This is a genomic window from Mesorhizobium sp. M0590, assembly GCF_040320905.1.
Classification (GTDB): domain Bacteria; phylum Pseudomonadota; class Alphaproteobacteria; order Rhizobiales; family Rhizobiaceae; genus Mesorhizobium.
The window spans coordinates 267,228-282,561 of sequence record NZ_JAMYQN010000004.1; the positions used below are offsets into that span (position 1 = coordinate 267,228).

12 protein-coding genes and 2 tRNA genes are annotated in these 15,334 nt (G+C 62.0%); 5 read left to right on the forward strand and 9 right to left on the reverse strand.

Annotated features, from left to right (window positions below; all coding sequences use genetic code 11):
* Positions 1 to 15 precede the first annotated feature (15 nt).
* The 6 genes from NKI52_RS10020 to NKI52_RS10045 form a co-directional block, all read right to left on the reverse strand.
* A complete protein-coding gene (locus NKI52_RS10020) occupies positions 16 to 1,236 on the reverse strand; it encodes an outer membrane protein transport protein (RefSeq protein ID WP_352568864.1) in 1,221 nt (406 codons plus the stop codon).
* A gap of 425 nt (positions 1,237 to 1,661) precedes the next feature.
* Positions 1,662 to 4,445, reverse strand: a complete 2,784-nt coding sequence (locus NKI52_RS10025; RefSeq protein WP_352568865.1) for a valine--tRNA ligase — start codon at positions 4,443 to 4,445, stop codon at positions 1,662 to 1,664.
* A gap of 389 nt (positions 4,446 to 4,834) precedes the next feature.
* On the reverse strand, positions 4,835 to 5,716 hold the full coding sequence (locus NKI52_RS10030; protein ID WP_352697809.1) for a DUF2497 domain-containing protein: 882 nt from the start codon (positions 5,714 to 5,716) through the stop codon (positions 4,835 to 4,837).
* A 199-nt stretch (positions 5,717 to 5,915) separates the two neighbouring features.
* Positions 5,916 to 7,307: a TolC family outer membrane protein gene (locus NKI52_RS10035; RefSeq protein ID WP_023676398.1), complete on the reverse strand. Its 1,392-nt coding sequence runs from the start codon at positions 7,305 to 7,307 to the stop codon at positions 5,916 to 5,918.
* 186 nt (positions 7,308 to 7,493) lie between these two features.
* Positions 7,494 to 8,162 carry a protein-L-isoaspartate O-methyltransferase family protein gene (locus NKI52_RS10040; protein WP_352568867.1) on the reverse strand — a complete coding sequence of 223 codons (669 nt, stop codon included), beginning with the start codon at positions 8,160 to 8,162 and terminating at the stop codon, positions 7,494 to 7,496.
* A gap of 89 nt (positions 8,163 to 8,251) precedes the next feature.
* Positions 8,252 to 8,325: transfer RNA gene (locus NKI52_RS10045), tRNA-Cys, on the reverse strand.
* A 217-nt stretch (positions 8,326 to 8,542) separates the two neighbouring features.
* Between NKI52_RS10045 and NKI52_RS10050 the strand changes: the two genes are divergently transcribed.
* A complete protein-coding gene (locus tag NKI52_RS10050) occupies positions 8,543 to 8,743 on the forward strand; it encodes a hypothetical protein (RefSeq protein ID WP_156937330.1) in 201 nt (66 codons plus the stop codon).
* 64 nt (positions 8,744 to 8,807) lie between these two features.
* Here NKI52_RS10050 and NKI52_RS10055 read toward each other — a convergent pair whose 3' ends face one another.
* Positions 8,808 to 9,068, reverse strand: a complete 261-nt coding sequence (locus NKI52_RS10055) for a hypothetical protein (RefSeq protein WP_023676401.1) — start codon at positions 9,066 to 9,068, stop codon at positions 8,808 to 8,810.
* 220 nt (positions 9,069 to 9,288) lie between these two features.
* Between NKI52_RS10055 and NKI52_RS10060 the strand changes: the two genes are divergently transcribed.
* Positions 9,289 to 9,363, forward strand: a tRNA-Asn gene (locus NKI52_RS10060).
* 511 nt (positions 9,364 to 9,874) lie between these two features.
* Here the strand turns inward: NKI52_RS10060 and NKI52_RS10065 are convergent.
* A complete protein-coding gene (locus NKI52_RS10065) occupies positions 9,875 to 10,768 on the reverse strand; it encodes a LysR family transcriptional regulator (RefSeq protein ID WP_352568868.1) in 894 nt (297 codons plus the stop codon).
* A gap of 181 nt (positions 10,769 to 10,949) precedes the next feature.
* On the opposite strand from NKI52_RS10065, the gene NKI52_RS10070 reads away from it, so the two are divergent.
* The gene (locus NKI52_RS10070) at positions 10,950 to 11,600 is read left to right on the forward strand and encodes a hydrolase (RefSeq protein ID WP_352697811.1); all 651 of its coding nucleotides are present in this window, start codon (positions 10,950 to 10,952) and stop codon (positions 11,598 to 11,600) included.
* 433 nt (positions 11,601 to 12,033) lie between these two features.
* Here the strand turns inward: NKI52_RS10070 and NKI52_RS10075 are convergent, their stop codons facing one another.
* Positions 12,034 to 12,903 carry a LysR family transcriptional regulator gene (locus NKI52_RS10075; RefSeq protein ID WP_352568870.1) on the reverse strand — a complete coding sequence of 290 codons (870 nt, stop codon included), beginning with the start codon at positions 12,901 to 12,903 and terminating at the stop codon, positions 12,034 to 12,036.
* Between the two features lie 87 nt (positions 12,904 to 12,990).
* Here NKI52_RS10075 and NKI52_RS10080 point away from each other — a divergent pair, with 87 nt between their 5' ends.
* Positions 12,991 to 14,064 carry an alkene reductase gene (locus tag NKI52_RS10080; RefSeq protein ID WP_352697813.1) on the forward strand — a complete coding sequence of 358 codons (1,074 nt, stop codon included), beginning with the start codon at positions 12,991 to 12,993 and terminating at the stop codon, positions 14,062 to 14,064.
* A gap of 127 nt (positions 14,065 to 14,191) precedes the next feature.
* Positions 14,192 to 15,172: an NADP-dependent oxidoreductase gene (locus NKI52_RS10085; protein ID WP_352587831.1), complete on the forward strand. Its 981-nt coding sequence runs from the start codon at positions 14,192 to 14,194 to the stop codon at positions 15,170 to 15,172.
* Positions 15,173 to 15,334 lie beyond the last annotated feature (162 nt).

Below are 15,334 nucleotides of genomic sequence, written 5' to 3' on the forward strand. Positions count from 1 at the left end.
TTTAAAATTTAATAGTTAGAACTTGATCTTGACGGAAGCCGAACCAGCGAGAAGCAGGTCGTTGCCGTAGGTATAGGTAACGGCATTTGCCACGTCGCCGACACCGCTGAAAGTCGATGACCCGCTCGTCAGCACACCGATCGAGCCGCCGAGCCTGACCTCGATCTGGTCGTTCGGCGAATAGGAGACGCCGCTGGCAACGGCCCAGGTATCCGACTGATAGCCGGAGGTCGTCGAGGTGCCGCGATCCCAGGTCAGCGAAACCACGCCCGACAATTGATCGGTGAACTTGTGCCCGATACCGCCCGTGACCGTCCAGCCGTCGCGATAAAGCAGGTCGAATGAAACGGGCGAGGGCAAACCGGTTACCGGACTGCGCACGCCATTGATGGCAATGACGCCAAGCTTGCTCCACTCCTGCCAGCGGATGGAACCAAAGGCCAGCCAGCCAGGAGCTATACCGCTCTGCAGCTTGAATTCCAGAGCCTGAGGTATCTCAGCCGACGCCGAGACTGGGTACACGCCGGTAGAGCCGGGAATCAGATCCGCTGGAAAGGCGCCCCTGAAGCCGGTCGTGTCGACGGTTCCCGACAGCCCGTCATATTTGTAGCTCGAAGAGTACATCAGGGTGGCGCGCAGGGCGATCTCGGGGATCTCATAGGCTGCGCCCGCACGCCAACCCCATGCCTCGTCGGATAGCTTGAAGACGCCGAGGCCGGTATTGCCGAAGGCGAGCAGTGTCTGACGGGAAAGAAACGCGTCTACCTGCTGGTAGGAGACACCGCCGATGAATCGTATGGCGCCCTTGCCGACGTTCACCTTATAGGAGCAGGTGAGACCGAAATCGTCTGTGTCGACGGCGTATTTGACCGCTGTCGGCGAATAGGCGTTGTTCATGCCGAAATTCGCGTCCGCACCATACGGTCTCGTATAGGTGGCAAGACAGTCTACGGGCTCAAAGATGTTGGCCTTGATGCCGACATGCGGCACCGCATAATCGCCACCAACGTCCACCGCCGATGTCGACAAACCCGAGCCATCGAGACGCTGCACATTCTTGAGTTTGCGCTGTGGCGAAACATAGGTGACGCCTGCGTCGAACGAATATGGCGCCGCGTCGAACAGCTGGTCGATATTGACGCCGCCCCGGTCAAAGCCCCCGGCTTGCACCGCCCCAGCCAAAGCCAGCGAAAAAGCCCCCGCGCCCAGCAGCACTTTCAGACGCGAATAACACATGAATCTCCTCCCCGAAATGTCCTTGCATCAAGCTAGAACCAATTCAGGTTAACGGCGCAACAACGAATTCGCCGTGCGTACATGTACAGCTTGGCTGAACGCATTTCCGACAAGGTGTCGGCCTTCTTACCGAGGCGGGAAAATGGCCGCCACAATACAGATCGACGAGAAAACTCGGGAAAAACCCCTAAATCACTATAAAACAGGGCATTTTGCGTGCCCAGTCAGCCATTGTTACATTACGGCAACAATGGGGCAAAAACATTCAGTTTGCCTCAAGATTTACGCTGCGGAATGCCCGTTTTCGTGGCAGGCGGCCTGTCTGGAAGGCAGATTCGTGACCGGCGAATCTATTGCGGCCAGCCGGCCCAATTTGTTTGATCAGCCGGCCCAATCTGTTCGATCAACCGGCCCAATCTGTTCGATCAACCGGCATCACGCACCCGCGCCAATGCCACCGAAAGCTTCTCTTGCGCCTCGCGATATTCGGCGAGTTTTTCACGCTCGGCCTCCACCACCTCTTCCGGCGCGTTGGCGACGAATTTCTCGTTGGACAGCTTCTTGTAGAGCCGCGCTATTTCCTCGGTCACCTTGGCAAGCTCCTTGTGCAGGCGCGCTGCCTCGGCGGCAAGGTCGATCAGGCTGCCGAGCGGCAGGCAGATCGTCGCCTCGTTGACCACGATCTGGGCGGATCCCCTTGGTGGCGCCTCGGCGAGCGAGATGTCGCCGACCCGCGCCAGACGCTTGATAGCCGAGCCCTGACGCTCGAGCCTTTCGTGTGTCGCGTCGTTGGCGCCGATCACCACGAGCGGTGCGATAGCCGCCGGCGGCACGTTCATCTCCGAACGCACCGAGCGGATGCCGGAGACAAGGTCGACCAGCCAGTTGATATCGGCGGCGGCCGCCTCGTCCTCGAAGTCGGGCGACGGCCATGCCGCATGACAAAGCAGCGATTGCCGTTGCCTGCCCTCACCGGCGGTTTCGGCCCACAGTTCCTCGGTCATGAACGGCATCATCGGATGCAGCAGCTTGTAGATCTCGTCGAGTACGAAGGCGACGCATGCCCTGCTCTCGGCCTTGGCGGCCTCGTCGGTGCCCATGAACACCGGCTTCAGCAGTTCCAGGTACCAGTCGCAGAACTGGTTCCAGACGAACCGGTAGGCGGCACCCGCCGCCTCGTTGAAGCGGTATGAGGTGATACCGTCCGTTATGTCCCGCGCGGCTCGCGTCAGCTCCGTCAAGATCCAGCGGTTGACCGCCAGCTTGGCGTCCTGCAGCCAGAAATCGTCGTCGCGCGCCACTTCGTTCATCTCGGCGAAGCGCGTCGCGTTCCACAGCTTGGTGCCGAAATTGCGATAACCGGCAATGCGGGCCGGATCGAGCTTAACGTCGCGCCCTTGCGCTGCCATCACAGTCAAGGTGAAGCGCAGCGCATCGGCGCCGTATTCGTCGATGAGCTCGAGCGGATCGATGACGTTGCCTTTCGACTTCGACATCTTCTGCCCGTTCTTGTCGCGAACCAGCGCATGGACATAGACGGTATGAAACGGCTCCTGATCCATGAAATGCAGGCCCATCATCATCATGCGGGCGACCCAGAAGAAGATGATGTCGAAACCGGTCACCAGCACGTCGGTCGGGTAATAGGTCTTCAGCTCCGGCGTCTGGTCCGGCCAGCCAAGCGTCGAGAACGGCCACAGCGCCGACGAGAACCATGTATCGAGCACGTCCTCGTCGCGGGTCAGGATCTCGCCAGGCTGGAAATTCTCAAGCTTGTCCTCGACCCAGGCCTTCCACGGCCCTTCCAGCGCCAGATAATATTCGACGGCGGCACCGAGCGCCTCTTCCTCGGTCTTTTCGACAAAGACATGCCCGTCCGGCCCGTACCAGGCAGGGATCTGGTGACCCCACCAGAGCTGGCGCGAAATGCACCAGGGCTGGATGTTTTCCATCCAGTCGAAATAGGTCTTTTCCCAGTTTTTGGGCACGAAATTGGTACGGCTCTCGCGCACCGAGGCGATCGCCGGCTTGGCCAGTTCCGCCGCATTGACATACCACTGGTCGGTCAGAAACGGCTCGATCGGCACGCCGCCGCGGTCGCCGTGCGGCACGGTGTGGCGATGCGGCTCGACCTTCTCGAGAAAGCCGCCCGCCTGCATCAGCTCGACGATCTTCTTGCGCGCGTCGAAACGGTCCAGGCCGTCGAGGCCGTCCCATACGGCCTGGCGCTCCGGCGTCACGTCCAGTCCGGCGAGAAAGTCCTCATTGTCCTTGAGGCTCACCGCCGCATTGACGGTGAGGATGTTGACCGCCGGCAGCCGGTGGCGCTTGCCGACCTCGAAATCGTTGAAGTCATGCGCCGGCGTGATCTTGACCGCACCGCTGCCTTTTTCGGGATCGGAATACTCGTCCGCCACCACCGGGATCCTGCGGCCGACGATCGGCAGGATGAGGTTCTTGCCGACAAGATGCCGGAAACGCTCGTCGTCGGGGTGGACTGCGACAGCCGTATCGCCCAGCATCGTCTCCGGCCGGGTCGTCGCAACGGTGATGAAGGTCTTCGGATTTTCCGGATCGAAGGTCATGCCTTCGACCGGATAGCGGAAGTGCCAGAGGTTGCCGTTGACTTCCTGCTGTTCGACCTCGAGATCCGAGATGGCGGTCAACAGCTTCGGGTCCCAGTTCACAAGGCGCTTGTCCTTGTAGATCAGCCCTTCCTTGTAGAGCGTCACGAACACTTCGAGCACGGCCTTGGACAGGCCCTCGTCCATGGTGAAGCGCTCCCGGCTCCAGTCGGCCGAGGCCCCGAGCCGCTTCAGCTGGTTGAGGATGGCGCCGCCGGACTCGGCCTTCCACTCCCACACCTTGTCGATGAACTCATCGCGCGTCAGGTCGCGGCGGTGGATCTGCTTTTCCATAAGCTGGCGCTCTACCACCATCTGCGTGGCGATGCCGGCATGGTCCATGCCTGGTTGCCAAAGAACATTCTTGCCGCGCATTCGCTCGAAGCGCACCAGAATGTCCTGCAGCGTGTTGTTGAGCGCATGACCCATATGCAGCGAGCCGGTGACATTCGGCGGCGGGATGACGATGGTGAAGGCTTCAGCCCCCTCCTCGGCCCCGGCGCCGGCCCGAAAGGCGTCGGCCTCTTCCCAGATCCTGGCAATCTTCGGCTCGACGGCTTTGGCGTCGTAGGTCTTTTCGAGCATGGGAAAACGGTCCGCGCTGTCCGGAATTTGTGGTCCGGTGTAAATCGGAAGGTTGTTGCCAAGTCAACCGCAAGGGCGGCATGGCCAATAGATAGCGCCGGGATGGTTCGGTGCAACTCGCGGGACTGAATGTTGCGAGGCAATCGCTTCAGGTTTGCGCTGCCCCTCATTGCCCTGCCGGGCATTTCTCCCCGTATAGTGACGGGGAGAAAGACGCCTGTACTGAAGCTTTCGCCAGTCACGAACGTTGCGGAAAAGGCGCCTAAATTGCGGTCAACCCCTTCTCCCCGTCACTATACGGGGAGAAGGTGCCGGCAGGCGGATGAGGGACAGCGCCGACTTCGACAATTCGCCGGTCGAGCGCCGCCCATTGGCGGCTCTCCGAATTGCTACTGCGCGCCGCGCGCGACGCGCTCGATTTCCTCGCGCACCAGCCGCTCGACCAGCGTCGGAAGGTTGTTGTCCAGCCAGTCCTGCAGCATCGGCCGCAGCATCTCCTCGGCCATCTCGTCGAAAGTCTTCTTGCTGCGGCTGGCAAACGCGTCGGAAAGCTCGCCGAAGGCGGCGGCAACCTGCCGGCCCGTATGCTCCGAAAGGATCGCCGGCCGAAGGGACGGCGCCTCGCTGGCCGCCGGACGCGCCAATCCGATTTTCGAAGATTCCGGGCCGATTTTCGAAGATTCCGGGCCGGTTTTCGAAGGCTCCGGGCCGCTTTCCGAAGGCTCCGGCCCAATTTCCGAAGGCTCCGGCACAGGTCCAGCAGTCGCCTCGTTCTCGAAAACCTCGGCTTTCGGCTCGGCGTCCGGCGTCCGGAGTGGCTCGGCGCGCTCCGGCTTGGCCATCGCGTCGCCGACCGCGGCGATCTCGCGCCGCCAATCGGCGATGATGGTGTCGGTCGTCTCGGCAGCCTTGGCTGTCGCAGGCCGATCCGGCTTTGCGGGAGCGGTGTTCACCTCAGCCAGCGTCACCGCTGCCTTTACCGGGCCGGCGCGCAACGGCGTTTCCAGGCTCTCAATGACCGGCGCGGCCGTTGGCTGCACCTCGGCGCGCGTGGCCGGCTTGGCGATCTCCAGTCCGCCGCGCAGTTCGGAGCGGAACGCATCCGCCTCCGCTGCCCGTCCGGCTGCCGGCGCCGGTTGCAGATCCTGGCGCAGCTCGTCCGCGTCGCCCGGCTGCTTGCGGCCGGTATCGCTGTCCTCGATGATCCTTCTGATGGAAGCCAGTATTTCTTCCATGGAAGGTTCGCGCTGTACGCTGCTTGCCGTCGCCATCGTCACATCCGCCGCCCTTGTGACTCGTTCTCAGATTTCCTGTCCGGCAATGCCGGATTCGAATCATGGCAACAGCGTAACCGACGGAACGGCTTGCGAGAATCCCCAATCTGGCGACATCTCGGATTTCAACAGATTAGGGTCGGGAGTTGAAAGCCCGCGCGTCGTTCGAGCGCGGGCTGAAAACACGGCTTGGCGATCAGCGGCCGTCCGGCGTGCGCAGGCCGATCCACTTGTCCTTGACGGCGTTGTAATGCTCTTCGGGCCTGTACTTCGTCACATTGAGCGCAAGGCGGTCTGCCGACAAATGGCCAACCGCCGAGAGGATGGCATAGCTCGCCACCACCACGTCGCGTTCGGCGCTGACAAGATTGATCTTGGCAGTGATGAGGGTCGCCTGCGCATTGAGCACGTCGAGCGTGGTGCGCTGGCCGACATTGCGCTCTTCGATGACGCCGTTCAGGGCAAGCTGCGCGGCGGCGACCACCTGCCGGTTGGCCGTGACGCTTTGCTGCGCGGCGGTGTATTGCGACCATGCCGAGGTAACGGCCTGGCGCACCTGGTCGCGACTCACGTCGACTTCGATCCGCGCCTGGCTGAGCGATTCCTTGTTCTGGCGCACGGTCGCCGAGGTCCGTCCGCCGGAATAGATCGGCACGGTCAGTGTCGCGCCGATGTTCGCCGACGTCCTTGTGCCATCCTGCGATGCCCCAAGGACGCCCGGAACCGTGTTGCGATAGTCGCCGGAAACGCCGGCGCTAGCCGAAAGCTGCGGCAGCAGCGCGCCTTCGGCCGATTTAACCGAAAACGCCGCCGCGTCGACCAGGTGCTCGGTGGCGAGGATGGCCGGATGTTCGGCCGATGCGATCGCGATCGCTGCATCGAGGCTCGACGGCAACAGCTTCGACAGCGGCGAAGCCGGCCTGAGCCTGCCCGGCTCGTCGCCGACGATCTGGCGATAGGTCGCAGCGCTTGCCAGCGCCGTCGCGCGGGCGGCGCTCAACTGCGCCACCGCGGAGGCACGCTGCGCGTCGGCTTGCGCGACGTCGGTGCGGGTACCTTCGCCGACCTCGAAGCGCGAACGCGCCGCACGCGCCTGCTCGGTCAGGAACTGCAGGTTCTGTTCGGTCAGCACCGCGATCTGGCGGTCGCGGATGACGTCCATATAGGCGCTTGCCGCGTTGAAAAGGGTGTTTTCTTCGGTGTTGCGCAGGCTCTCGACCGAGGCGCTGACCCGCGCTTCGGCGGCCGCGACGTTGTTCCTGGTCTGAAAGCCGTCGAACAGGGTTTGATTGATCTGGACGCCAAAGTTGCCGGTAGTTATGCGCGCGGTTCGACTAGTACCATTGATATGGGTGCTGGTGTAGTCGATGTCCGCGGAACCGGTGATGGTCGGGCGCCAGCCGGACTTTGCGATTGCAACGCCCTCGTCGGTGACGCGAACGCCGGCGCGTGTCGAATTGAGCGAGGAATTGTTCTGATAGGCTTTTGAAAGGGCCCCGAGAATGGTTTCGGCCGAGGCGGCCATTGGAGACAGCGCTGTCGCCGAAACGAGGACAGCGGTAAAAAGCAACTTGCGTACAGACGGCACGTTATATTCCCTCATTCGTTTTGCACGGGAACTGCGCCACGCTGGCTTCTCCTTCTGATCAGCCGGCGCCGCGTTTTTTATCGTTCCCCCGCTGAAAGCCCCCAGAAACGCCCGGTTATGCAGATCAGCAACGATTGTTCAAACGCAAGCGATCATGACAGCGCCTTCGCTGCAAGGCAAAATCACTCAGAATTCGAAGGCGGGAATGCGTTCGAATCCCGGTAGTGGCTTAATTGCCGCATTAAATGCGCGTCTTCCCGTTACAACCCCTCCAGTCTTAAAAAAAAGCCGGGCTACGCCCGAATTGCCCTGCCCCTCCACGGCGACGAGTCGGCCGCCTTCGGCAAGCTGGTCGAACAGCGCCGCCGGCACCTCCCCGACGCTGCCGCCGATCAGGATGACGTCGTAAGGCGCCTTATCTGCGTGGCCTTGCGGCAGCGGCCCGTGGACCACGGTGACATTGCCGCAACCAAGTGCCGCAAGCGTCGAAGTGGCGGTCTCGGCCAGCGCCGGATCGCTTTCCAGCGCCACCACGGACCTTGCCAGCCGCGACAGGATCGCCGCCGCATAGCCGGTGCCGCAGCCGACATCTAGTGCCGAATCGCTTGGGCCGATATCGGCCAGCTGCATCAGCTTGGCCAATGGCGACGGTTCCATCAGATAGCGCGGACCATCTGCCGTATCGGCAATGCGGATGTCCTCGTCGATATAGGCAAGATCGCGCTGGCCGGCGCCGACAAAGGCCTCGCGCGGCACGACAAGCATCGCCTCGAGCAGCGGTGCGCTGGTCACGTCGGTGGTGCGGATCTGGCCGTCGACCATCTTCACCCGGCGTTCGGCAAAATCAGCGCTCATGTTCCAACCATCCGCTTGCCGCGCAAAGGCCGCGGCTGTTTCGACCGGAACTGAAGCCCCCTGGCGCTGACGCGCGGGAGCTCGGGCATTGGAGGCCTCGCCCGGAATCGAACCGGGGTGCAAGGATTTGCAGTCCTCTGCGTAACCACTCCGCCACGAGGCCTCATTGCTCCCGGCGTTCCACCCGGCTCCAATAGGTTGCGGCGAAAATGCCGTCAAGCGGCCACCATGCATTCCCAACGGTTCCTCGACATTCCATGCCCTGCCTTATCAACGCAATGCCCATGTTAGCAATAACATATTAGCTTATCGTTAAGCATGATTCTGGGCGACGGGAACCCGAAACCGGCGGCCACGTTGGGCAAGGAAGAGGCTCCGCCATGCGTCGAGCAGCTACGAAGGACGGCACGTCGCGCGGATTGTCGCAGTCTGCAGAGCTTGTGCGCTATGCCATCGACCGCCTCAGCATAGAAGGCGCAAACAGCCTGCCGCCGCGCGACCGGGCGCGGCTGGCATCGGCTACCGCCGTTCTCAAGGAGCTTTGCGAACGCCTGGAAAGCTGTTTCGACCAGCCTCGGTGAGGCCTGGACGGACCACGCCGCTCTCCGACATTTTGCCGGATACCGGCCTGTCAGCAGGGCAGTCTCAATCCGGCCGGCGCCGTCGCTCCCACCAGACGACGAAGCGGCGCCGGTGACGGCGCACCAATGCGAATTCGTAGGAGAGCACCAGCAATCCGATCGGCACCATCCAGAAACCCAGGATCGGCAGGAAGCCGAGAATGCCGCCGATGATCAGCACAACGCCGATCGCAATCCTGAGGCCGCGCGAGCGCGGCATGGTGAACTGGCGGCCGAAGACCGAGATTTTCCGGGCCGGTGGCTGTTCGTCGCTCATTGCCGTCATGTGAAATGTCGATCCGTTTGCATCAGTAGCACCATCAGCCGGAGAAAGCCGCAACGGCCTTTTCTGTTCCGTGACAGGCGAGAGACAGCTCATATGAGGGCGCTCGCCGGCCATTGCCAGCAAGCCCTGCGCCAAAAAGCACCGAAAAAATGCGAAATGCTTCTTTGCAAAGCCGAAACGGGTTTGCTATAGGCTGCCCCACTCACGCAAGAGCCTCTGTTCCCCGGTAGCTCAGTGGTAGAGCAACCGGCTGTTAACCGGTTGGTCGCTGGTTCGAATCCGGCCCGGGGAGCCACCGCCTCTTCTACGCCATAGCGCGATATTGCGCGCCAGCGTGCAATTTCTCCCTACGCGTCGATCTCGATAGTCCTGCCTCCAGAGTGTCAGAGCATCGAGGACCGATGAAATCAGGCGTAGAATAGCAGGGCTCGCCCGCCCACGCCTATTCGGCGGCTACCGCGCGGAAATACTGATGACCGGCGGCTTCGCGCCCGAGTGCGCCGTTCAGTTCGCCGCGGCGGCGTCCGAACGTTGCCGCCCGTTATTACTTGCCGTCGCTGCCTCAACGACAGCAGCTTACAGACGGGCGCGAGGTGTTCGTGGACGGCGGATTGCATAGCTTTGAGCCTGCGCGCGCGAGGCGTCGCTGGGACAAAGCGGAGAGGCCTCGCGCCAGATCTGCACAGGCAAGATCTCAACGCCTACTCGGTTGAACATGATCCGCGTGGACGTCGCGCCTGCGGCGTTGCCTGGAGAATTTACCCCCGTGCCTCCTGCCGGTGGGGAGGCTTCGCACCGTTCGTGTCCTAGTTGTCAAGACCCCAAAGATCCGTGTTCCGTTTGAAGTACTCAATTAGCATCTCGGTGAGCACCCGCACTTTCCGCGTGGGATGCTGACCCGGCGGTCGGACGACATACGCGGCCCCTGGAGGTACCGGATAGCGTGTCATGATCGGGACCAGCGCGCCGGAGGCCACATATTCATGTGTGATGCAATCGGGGAGCCAGGCGATGCCGAGACCTGCCGCCGCCGCGGCGGCAAGCGCCGTGGCGCTATCGGCCTTGAACCTGCCCTGCGGCTGGACCGTAACAATCTTGCTGCCATTTATGAACTGCCAGGCTTCCGTTCCCTGCATGAGGGCCTGATGGGTGACGAGTTCGTCCAGAGTCTCGGGTGACCCGTGCACCTCGATATAATCCGGGCTTGCGACAAGCTTTCCATGGATCGGCCCGACGCGCTTCGCGATCAGGTTGGAGTCTTGAAGGTAGGCGCCCCGGATCGCGCAATCGAAACCTTCTGCGATGAGATCGACGAAGCGATCGCTGTAGGAAGTATGGATGTGAAGCTTCGGGTGCAGACGCGCCATTTCCGCGAGCACGGGGGCGAAGTGGGTCGCGCCGAAAGTAAGCGGCATGGCAACCCTCAGGCGGCCGCGCAGCTCACCGGTGGGGAGGATCGTTTCCCGAGCCGTATCGATCTCTGCGCTGGCCCGGGCCGCATGGTCTCTGAACGCGATTCCCGCTTCGGTGAGCGCGGCGCCGCGGGTCGTTCGTGCAAGAAGCTGGACGCCAAGTTCCGCTTCAACCCGAAAGAGCCGCCGACTGACGATTGACTTGGAGACGCCGAGCCGGCGCGCGGCGGCCGATACGCCCCCTGCATCGGCCACTGCGACGAATGTCCGTAGATCTTCGATGTCCAATTCAGCGTTCCTCATTTCGCGACACAGCTTGCCTGATTATGGCACTACTGCATCACCAAAAGGAACGGCAAATTGCGTCCAGGCAACGTCGCCCGCTGGCGCATGTCTCCCGTGAAACCCATTGCCGTCCATAGCGGCAGAGAAAGATTGCCGTCCATGGCGGCAGAGAAAGGAAGTCTTGATGACCCCTCGCAACGGCCTTGATTCGCTTCTTCGTCCTGAAGACTCGGTACTCGTTCTGATCGACCACCAGCCTTACCAACTCGCGAACCTGAACAGCCACGATCCGCAAGCTGTGGTCAACAACGCGACCGCGCTGGCGAAGCTAGCAAAAGCCTTCAATATTCCGACCATTCTCACCAGCGTGATCGCGGGTCGTGGCGGCATCCTCTTCAAGCAGATCACTGACGTCTTCCCGGGGCAGGAAGTGATCGACCGGACTTGGGTGAACGCCTGGCAGGACGAGAAGGTGGTGGACGTGGTCAAGGCGACCGGCCGCAAACAACTGGTTATCGCAGGCCTTTGGACCGAAGTCTGCGTCGCGATGCCTGTCATCCAAGCCCTCGGCGAAGGCTGGGACGTGTCCGTGATCACCGATGCGTCGGGCGGCGTTTCGACCGAGTCCCACCAGATCGCCATCCAGCGGATGATCGCGGCTGGCGCAAACATGATGACCGTGATGGCGCTCGCTGGCGAATGGCAGCGCGACTGGGCGCGCACCGAGCATGTCGAAGAGCTGACCGAGATTCTCATCCAGCACTTCGGCGGCAGCGGCATCGCCTTCCTGTGGGAGCAACAACTCCTCAAGACGCCTGTGCCGAGCGAAGGCTGATTCGGGCCGGGATGGCGAGCATTTCGGTGAGGGTCGGAATCGATCCGTTTGCCGGCCCTCGCCATCTCACCTCACAGGGAAGCCTTGTGATGCCGAACCCACCTTCACGAGCAGTCGCTCGTCGCACATCCTGGATAGATAGCATCGGGGATGCCGATGGCCGTGAGTTCAGCCGTGCGCACCTCGCCCCGCCCTCGCGGTAGAGCGATGGCCCGCTCCCTGAGCGTCGGTGTCGGCCCGCCGGCGAGGCGTAGGGCTTCTGCGCCGTCCGGTCACGTTTGCGCATTTTTGGCGACTCTGGTGCATTCTGGTGTAGGGGTATGGCAAATTCGTATTTCTCAGCTTCATCGACTCCGGCGAGCCATCGCCTTTTCTACGCCAAGTCGCGATTTTGCACGCCGCCGTCCGACTTTTCTCCGCGTAACGATCTGGTTCAAGTTTCCACCAGCCTGGCGGACAGGAATTCGATGAAGCGCTGGGTCTTGGCTGGAATGAGGCGCGTTTCGGTGACGGCGTGAATGCTGACCGACGATCCCTGCCATTCGGGCAGGACACGCCGGAGCCTGCCCGAGGCCAAATCTTCGGCGACGATCTTCTCGGCAAGCAGGGCGATGCCCTGGTGGTCGACCGCCAGGGCGCGGATCATCCCGACGCTGTTGACTGTGAAGCGGCCTCCAACCTCGACTTCGACCTTGTTCATCCCCTGATGCAGGGTCCAGATCTTCGGCATGCAGATGCATTCATGCTCCGCCAGATCCGCCGGTGTCGCCGGCTCGTCGGACGCTTCGATGTAGCCAGGAGACGCATAGAGGTGGCGCGCGTGGCGCCCGATCAGGCGAGCGATCAGGCTGGAGTCTTCCAGCTCGCCGATGCGGATCGCTACATCGAACGGCTCGGCCACCAAATCGACGCGGCGCGGGGTCAGGTCGAACTCGAAGGTGATGCCGGGATAGTGCCGCGCGAAATCGACGATGATCGGCGTCAGGTAAAGCGTGGCGAAGTCGACCGGGAGCGAGACCCGCAGGACACCGCTCGGCTGCTCCAGCATCGCGCCGAGCTGCTCGTGTGCGAGCCGTGCCTCGTCGACGATGCGTTTGCTTCGTTCGTAATAGAGCTGGCCGGCCTCGGTGAGCTCGATCTTGCGCGTCGTTCGATGCAGAAGCCTCAGGCCGATCGCCTTCTCCAGCGCGCTGATACGTCGCGACAGAGTCGAGTTGGGCATGCCCAGAGCCTCAGCCGCCTTCCGGAAGCTCCTCGCTCTCGCCACCTCCACGAACAGCGCCATGTCGTTCAAGTGGCTCACGCTATTGCTCCATATTTGGAATATTGATTTCACTTTTGCCGGATTTATCCCGACATTGGAATAGTGGACAAGGGCTCCAGCAAAAGAATGGAGATCCCAATGAGTCCCTTATTCACCTCTGTCCGCGTCGGTCGCTACACTCTGCCGAACCGCCTCGTCATGGCCCCGATGACCCGTAGCCGCGCCGGCTTCGACGGTACGCCGGGCGAGCTGGCCACCGAATATTATTCCCAGCGCGCCGGCGTCGGCCTGATCGTCACCGAAGGCACCCAGCCCTCGGATGACGGCCAGGGCTATCTCACCACACCGGGCATCTACACGCCTGCCCATGTCGCCGGCTGGCGGAAGATCACTTCCGCCGTGCACGACAAGGGCGGCCGCATCTTCATCCAGCTGATGCACGCCGGGCGCATGTCGCATCCCGACAATACGCTGCATCACCGCCAAGCCGTCGCGCCTTCCGCAATCGCGCCGGCGGCGGGTATGTTCACGATGACCGGGATGCAGGATATTCCTGCGCCACGCGCGCTTACGACCGAAGAGGTGCGCCAGACGGTCGCCGATTTCCGCCATGCGGCCCGCTCGGCGATCGAGGCGGGCGCCGACGGCATCGAGATTCACGGCGCGAACGCCTACCTGGTCCAGCAGTTCTTCGCGCCCAGCGCCAACACGCGCACGGACGAATATGGCGGGTCGATCGAGAACCGAGCGCGCTTCGCCATCGAAGTCGCCACGGCGATCGCCGAGGAGATCGGCGCGGACCGCACCGCGATCCGCCTGTCACCCGGGACGACGATATGGGGGATCGACGAAGGCGCCGAAGGGCCGGACCTCTACCGCTATCTGGTCGCCGAACTCGACAAGCTCGGGCTCGCTTACGTGCACATCATGGACCAGGGCGACGAGGCGCTGCTGGCCGATATCCGCAAGCTCTGGCACCAATCGCTGACCCTCAATCGGCCAAGTCGTCCGCGTGACCAGATCGGCGCCGACGTAGCTTCGGGGCTGGCCGATCAGGAGTCCTACGGCCAGATGGTCCTGGCCAATCCGGACTTTGTGGAACGGTTGAAGACCAATGCGGCGCTGAATGCGGCAGTCCAAGCCACTTTCTATGGTGGCACCGCCCTGGGCTACACCGACTATCCCGCTTTGAGCGCGTAAAGCGCAAGCAAGTAAATCCCCAAGCGCCGGCAGTCTAATAACATTTCTCACCCGAGGTGGACTGCATAATTCGAAGTTCTTCTTGAGAGACTTCAAACTATATCGTCCAACAGGAAGGAGAAGCCTGATGAACCAACACAATGACTTCCAAAGCGCCCCCGGCCGGGCTGAACCGCTTGGCTCCGGCCGGGCCCTACGTCTTCAAGCATATGGCGGCACTGAGAGCTTGAAAGTCGATTGGCTATCTGCCCCCGAGCCTGGTCCCGACCAAGTGCTCGTCCAGGTCAAGGCTGCCGGAGTAAACGGAATCGACTGGAAAATCCGTGAAGGCTACGTCCGCGACAAGTTCAAGTTATCTTTGCCCGCGACGCTTGGCATCGAAATGGCGGGGGTCGTGCTGCGGACCGGCTCCAACGTCGAAGGCGTGAGGGTCGGAGACCGGGTCATGGCCGCGCTGGGTGGCCTGGGCGCTTATGCTGACCACTTGCTGATAAATGCCGAAAAACTCGTCAAGACGCCTGCGGTCCTGTCAGACATTGACGCGGCGGCAGTACCGGTGGCGGCGATGACGGCATGGCAAGTCCTTCAGGTCGCCGATTTCAACCTTCGGGGGCGGCGGGTGTTGATCCACGGCGCGGCTGGTGGGGTGGGCAGCTTCGCTGTCCAGTTCGCCAAGACGGCTGGAGCGACCGTCTATGCTACAGCCTCAACCAAGAGCGTGGCCCATGTCCAAGCCTTGGGCGCTGACGAAGTGATCGATTACCAGAAACAGAACTTCGAGCTTCTTGCGAGCGACATTGACCTTATCGTCGATCTTGTCGGGGGCCAGGTCTTGGACAAATCTTGGTCGGTCCTATCGCCTGGCGGCGTCCTGGCCAGCATCGCTGCAACTGATGTGGTTTCGCGCGCCCCGGCAGGCCGTCGTGGCATCTGGTTGTCAGTCAAACCTGACACCGCGCGCCTAGCCACAATCGCTCAAGAGATCGCTGACGGCTCGCTGCGGTCCACGATTGCAGAAGTGGTCGGCTTCGACGATCTGGCATCCGCGATCGAGCGCAATCGCACCGGCCACGCTCCCGGAAAGATAGTCTTAGACCTCACCAGGTGACTTCAGCTCATGGTAATCGTCCCTAAAGGGGACCGTCTGCATTCGGCTCATGTTGGGACGGCCGTGAACCACAGTTATGCAGGGCCTTTCCGCTCCGCCGCAAATCTCAAATGCGCGTTTTTTAGCCTTCCCTGACCGGCAGCGCCTTTTCACCGGAATCGA

What these genes read in the sequence shown, in the direction of transcription:
- NKI52_RS10080 (WP_352697813.1), top strand. Translation starts at nt 12,991, where the DNA reads ATGGAGATCCCAATGAGTCCCTTATTCACCTCTGTCCGCGTCGGTCGC.
- NKI52_RS10055 (WP_023676401.1), bottom strand. Translation starts at nt 9,068, where the DNA reads ATGACGGCAATGAGCGACGAACAGCCACCGGCCCGGAAAATCTCGGTC.
- NKI52_RS10020 (WP_352568864.1), bottom strand. Translation starts at nt 1,236, where the DNA reads ATGTGTTATTCGCGTCTGAAAGTGCTGCTGGGCGCGGGGGCTTTTTCG.
- NKI52_RS10050 (WP_156937330.1), top strand. Translation starts at nt 8,543, where the DNA reads ATGCGTCGAGCAGCTACGAAGGACGGCACGTCGCGCGGATTGTCGCAG.
- NKI52_RS10030 (WP_352697809.1), bottom strand. Translation starts at nt 5,716, where the DNA reads ATGGCGACGGCAAGCAGCGTACAGCGCGAACCTTCCATGGAAGAAATA.
- NKI52_RS10025 (WP_352568865.1), bottom strand. Translation starts at nt 4,445, where the DNA reads ATGCTCGAAAAGACCTACGACGCCAAAGCCGTCGAGCCGAAGATTGCC.
- NKI52_RS10070 (WP_352697811.1), top strand. Translation starts at nt 10,950, where the DNA reads ATGACCCCTCGCAACGGCCTTGATTCGCTTCTTCGTCCTGAAGACTCG.
- NKI52_RS10040 (WP_352568867.1), bottom strand. Translation starts at nt 8,162, where the DNA reads ATGAGCGCTGATTTTGCCGAACGCCGGGTGAAGATGGTCGACGGCCAG.
- NKI52_RS10085 (WP_352587831.1), top strand. Translation starts at nt 14,192, where the DNA reads ATGAACCAACACAATGACTTCCAAAGCGCCCCCGGCCGGGCTGAACCG.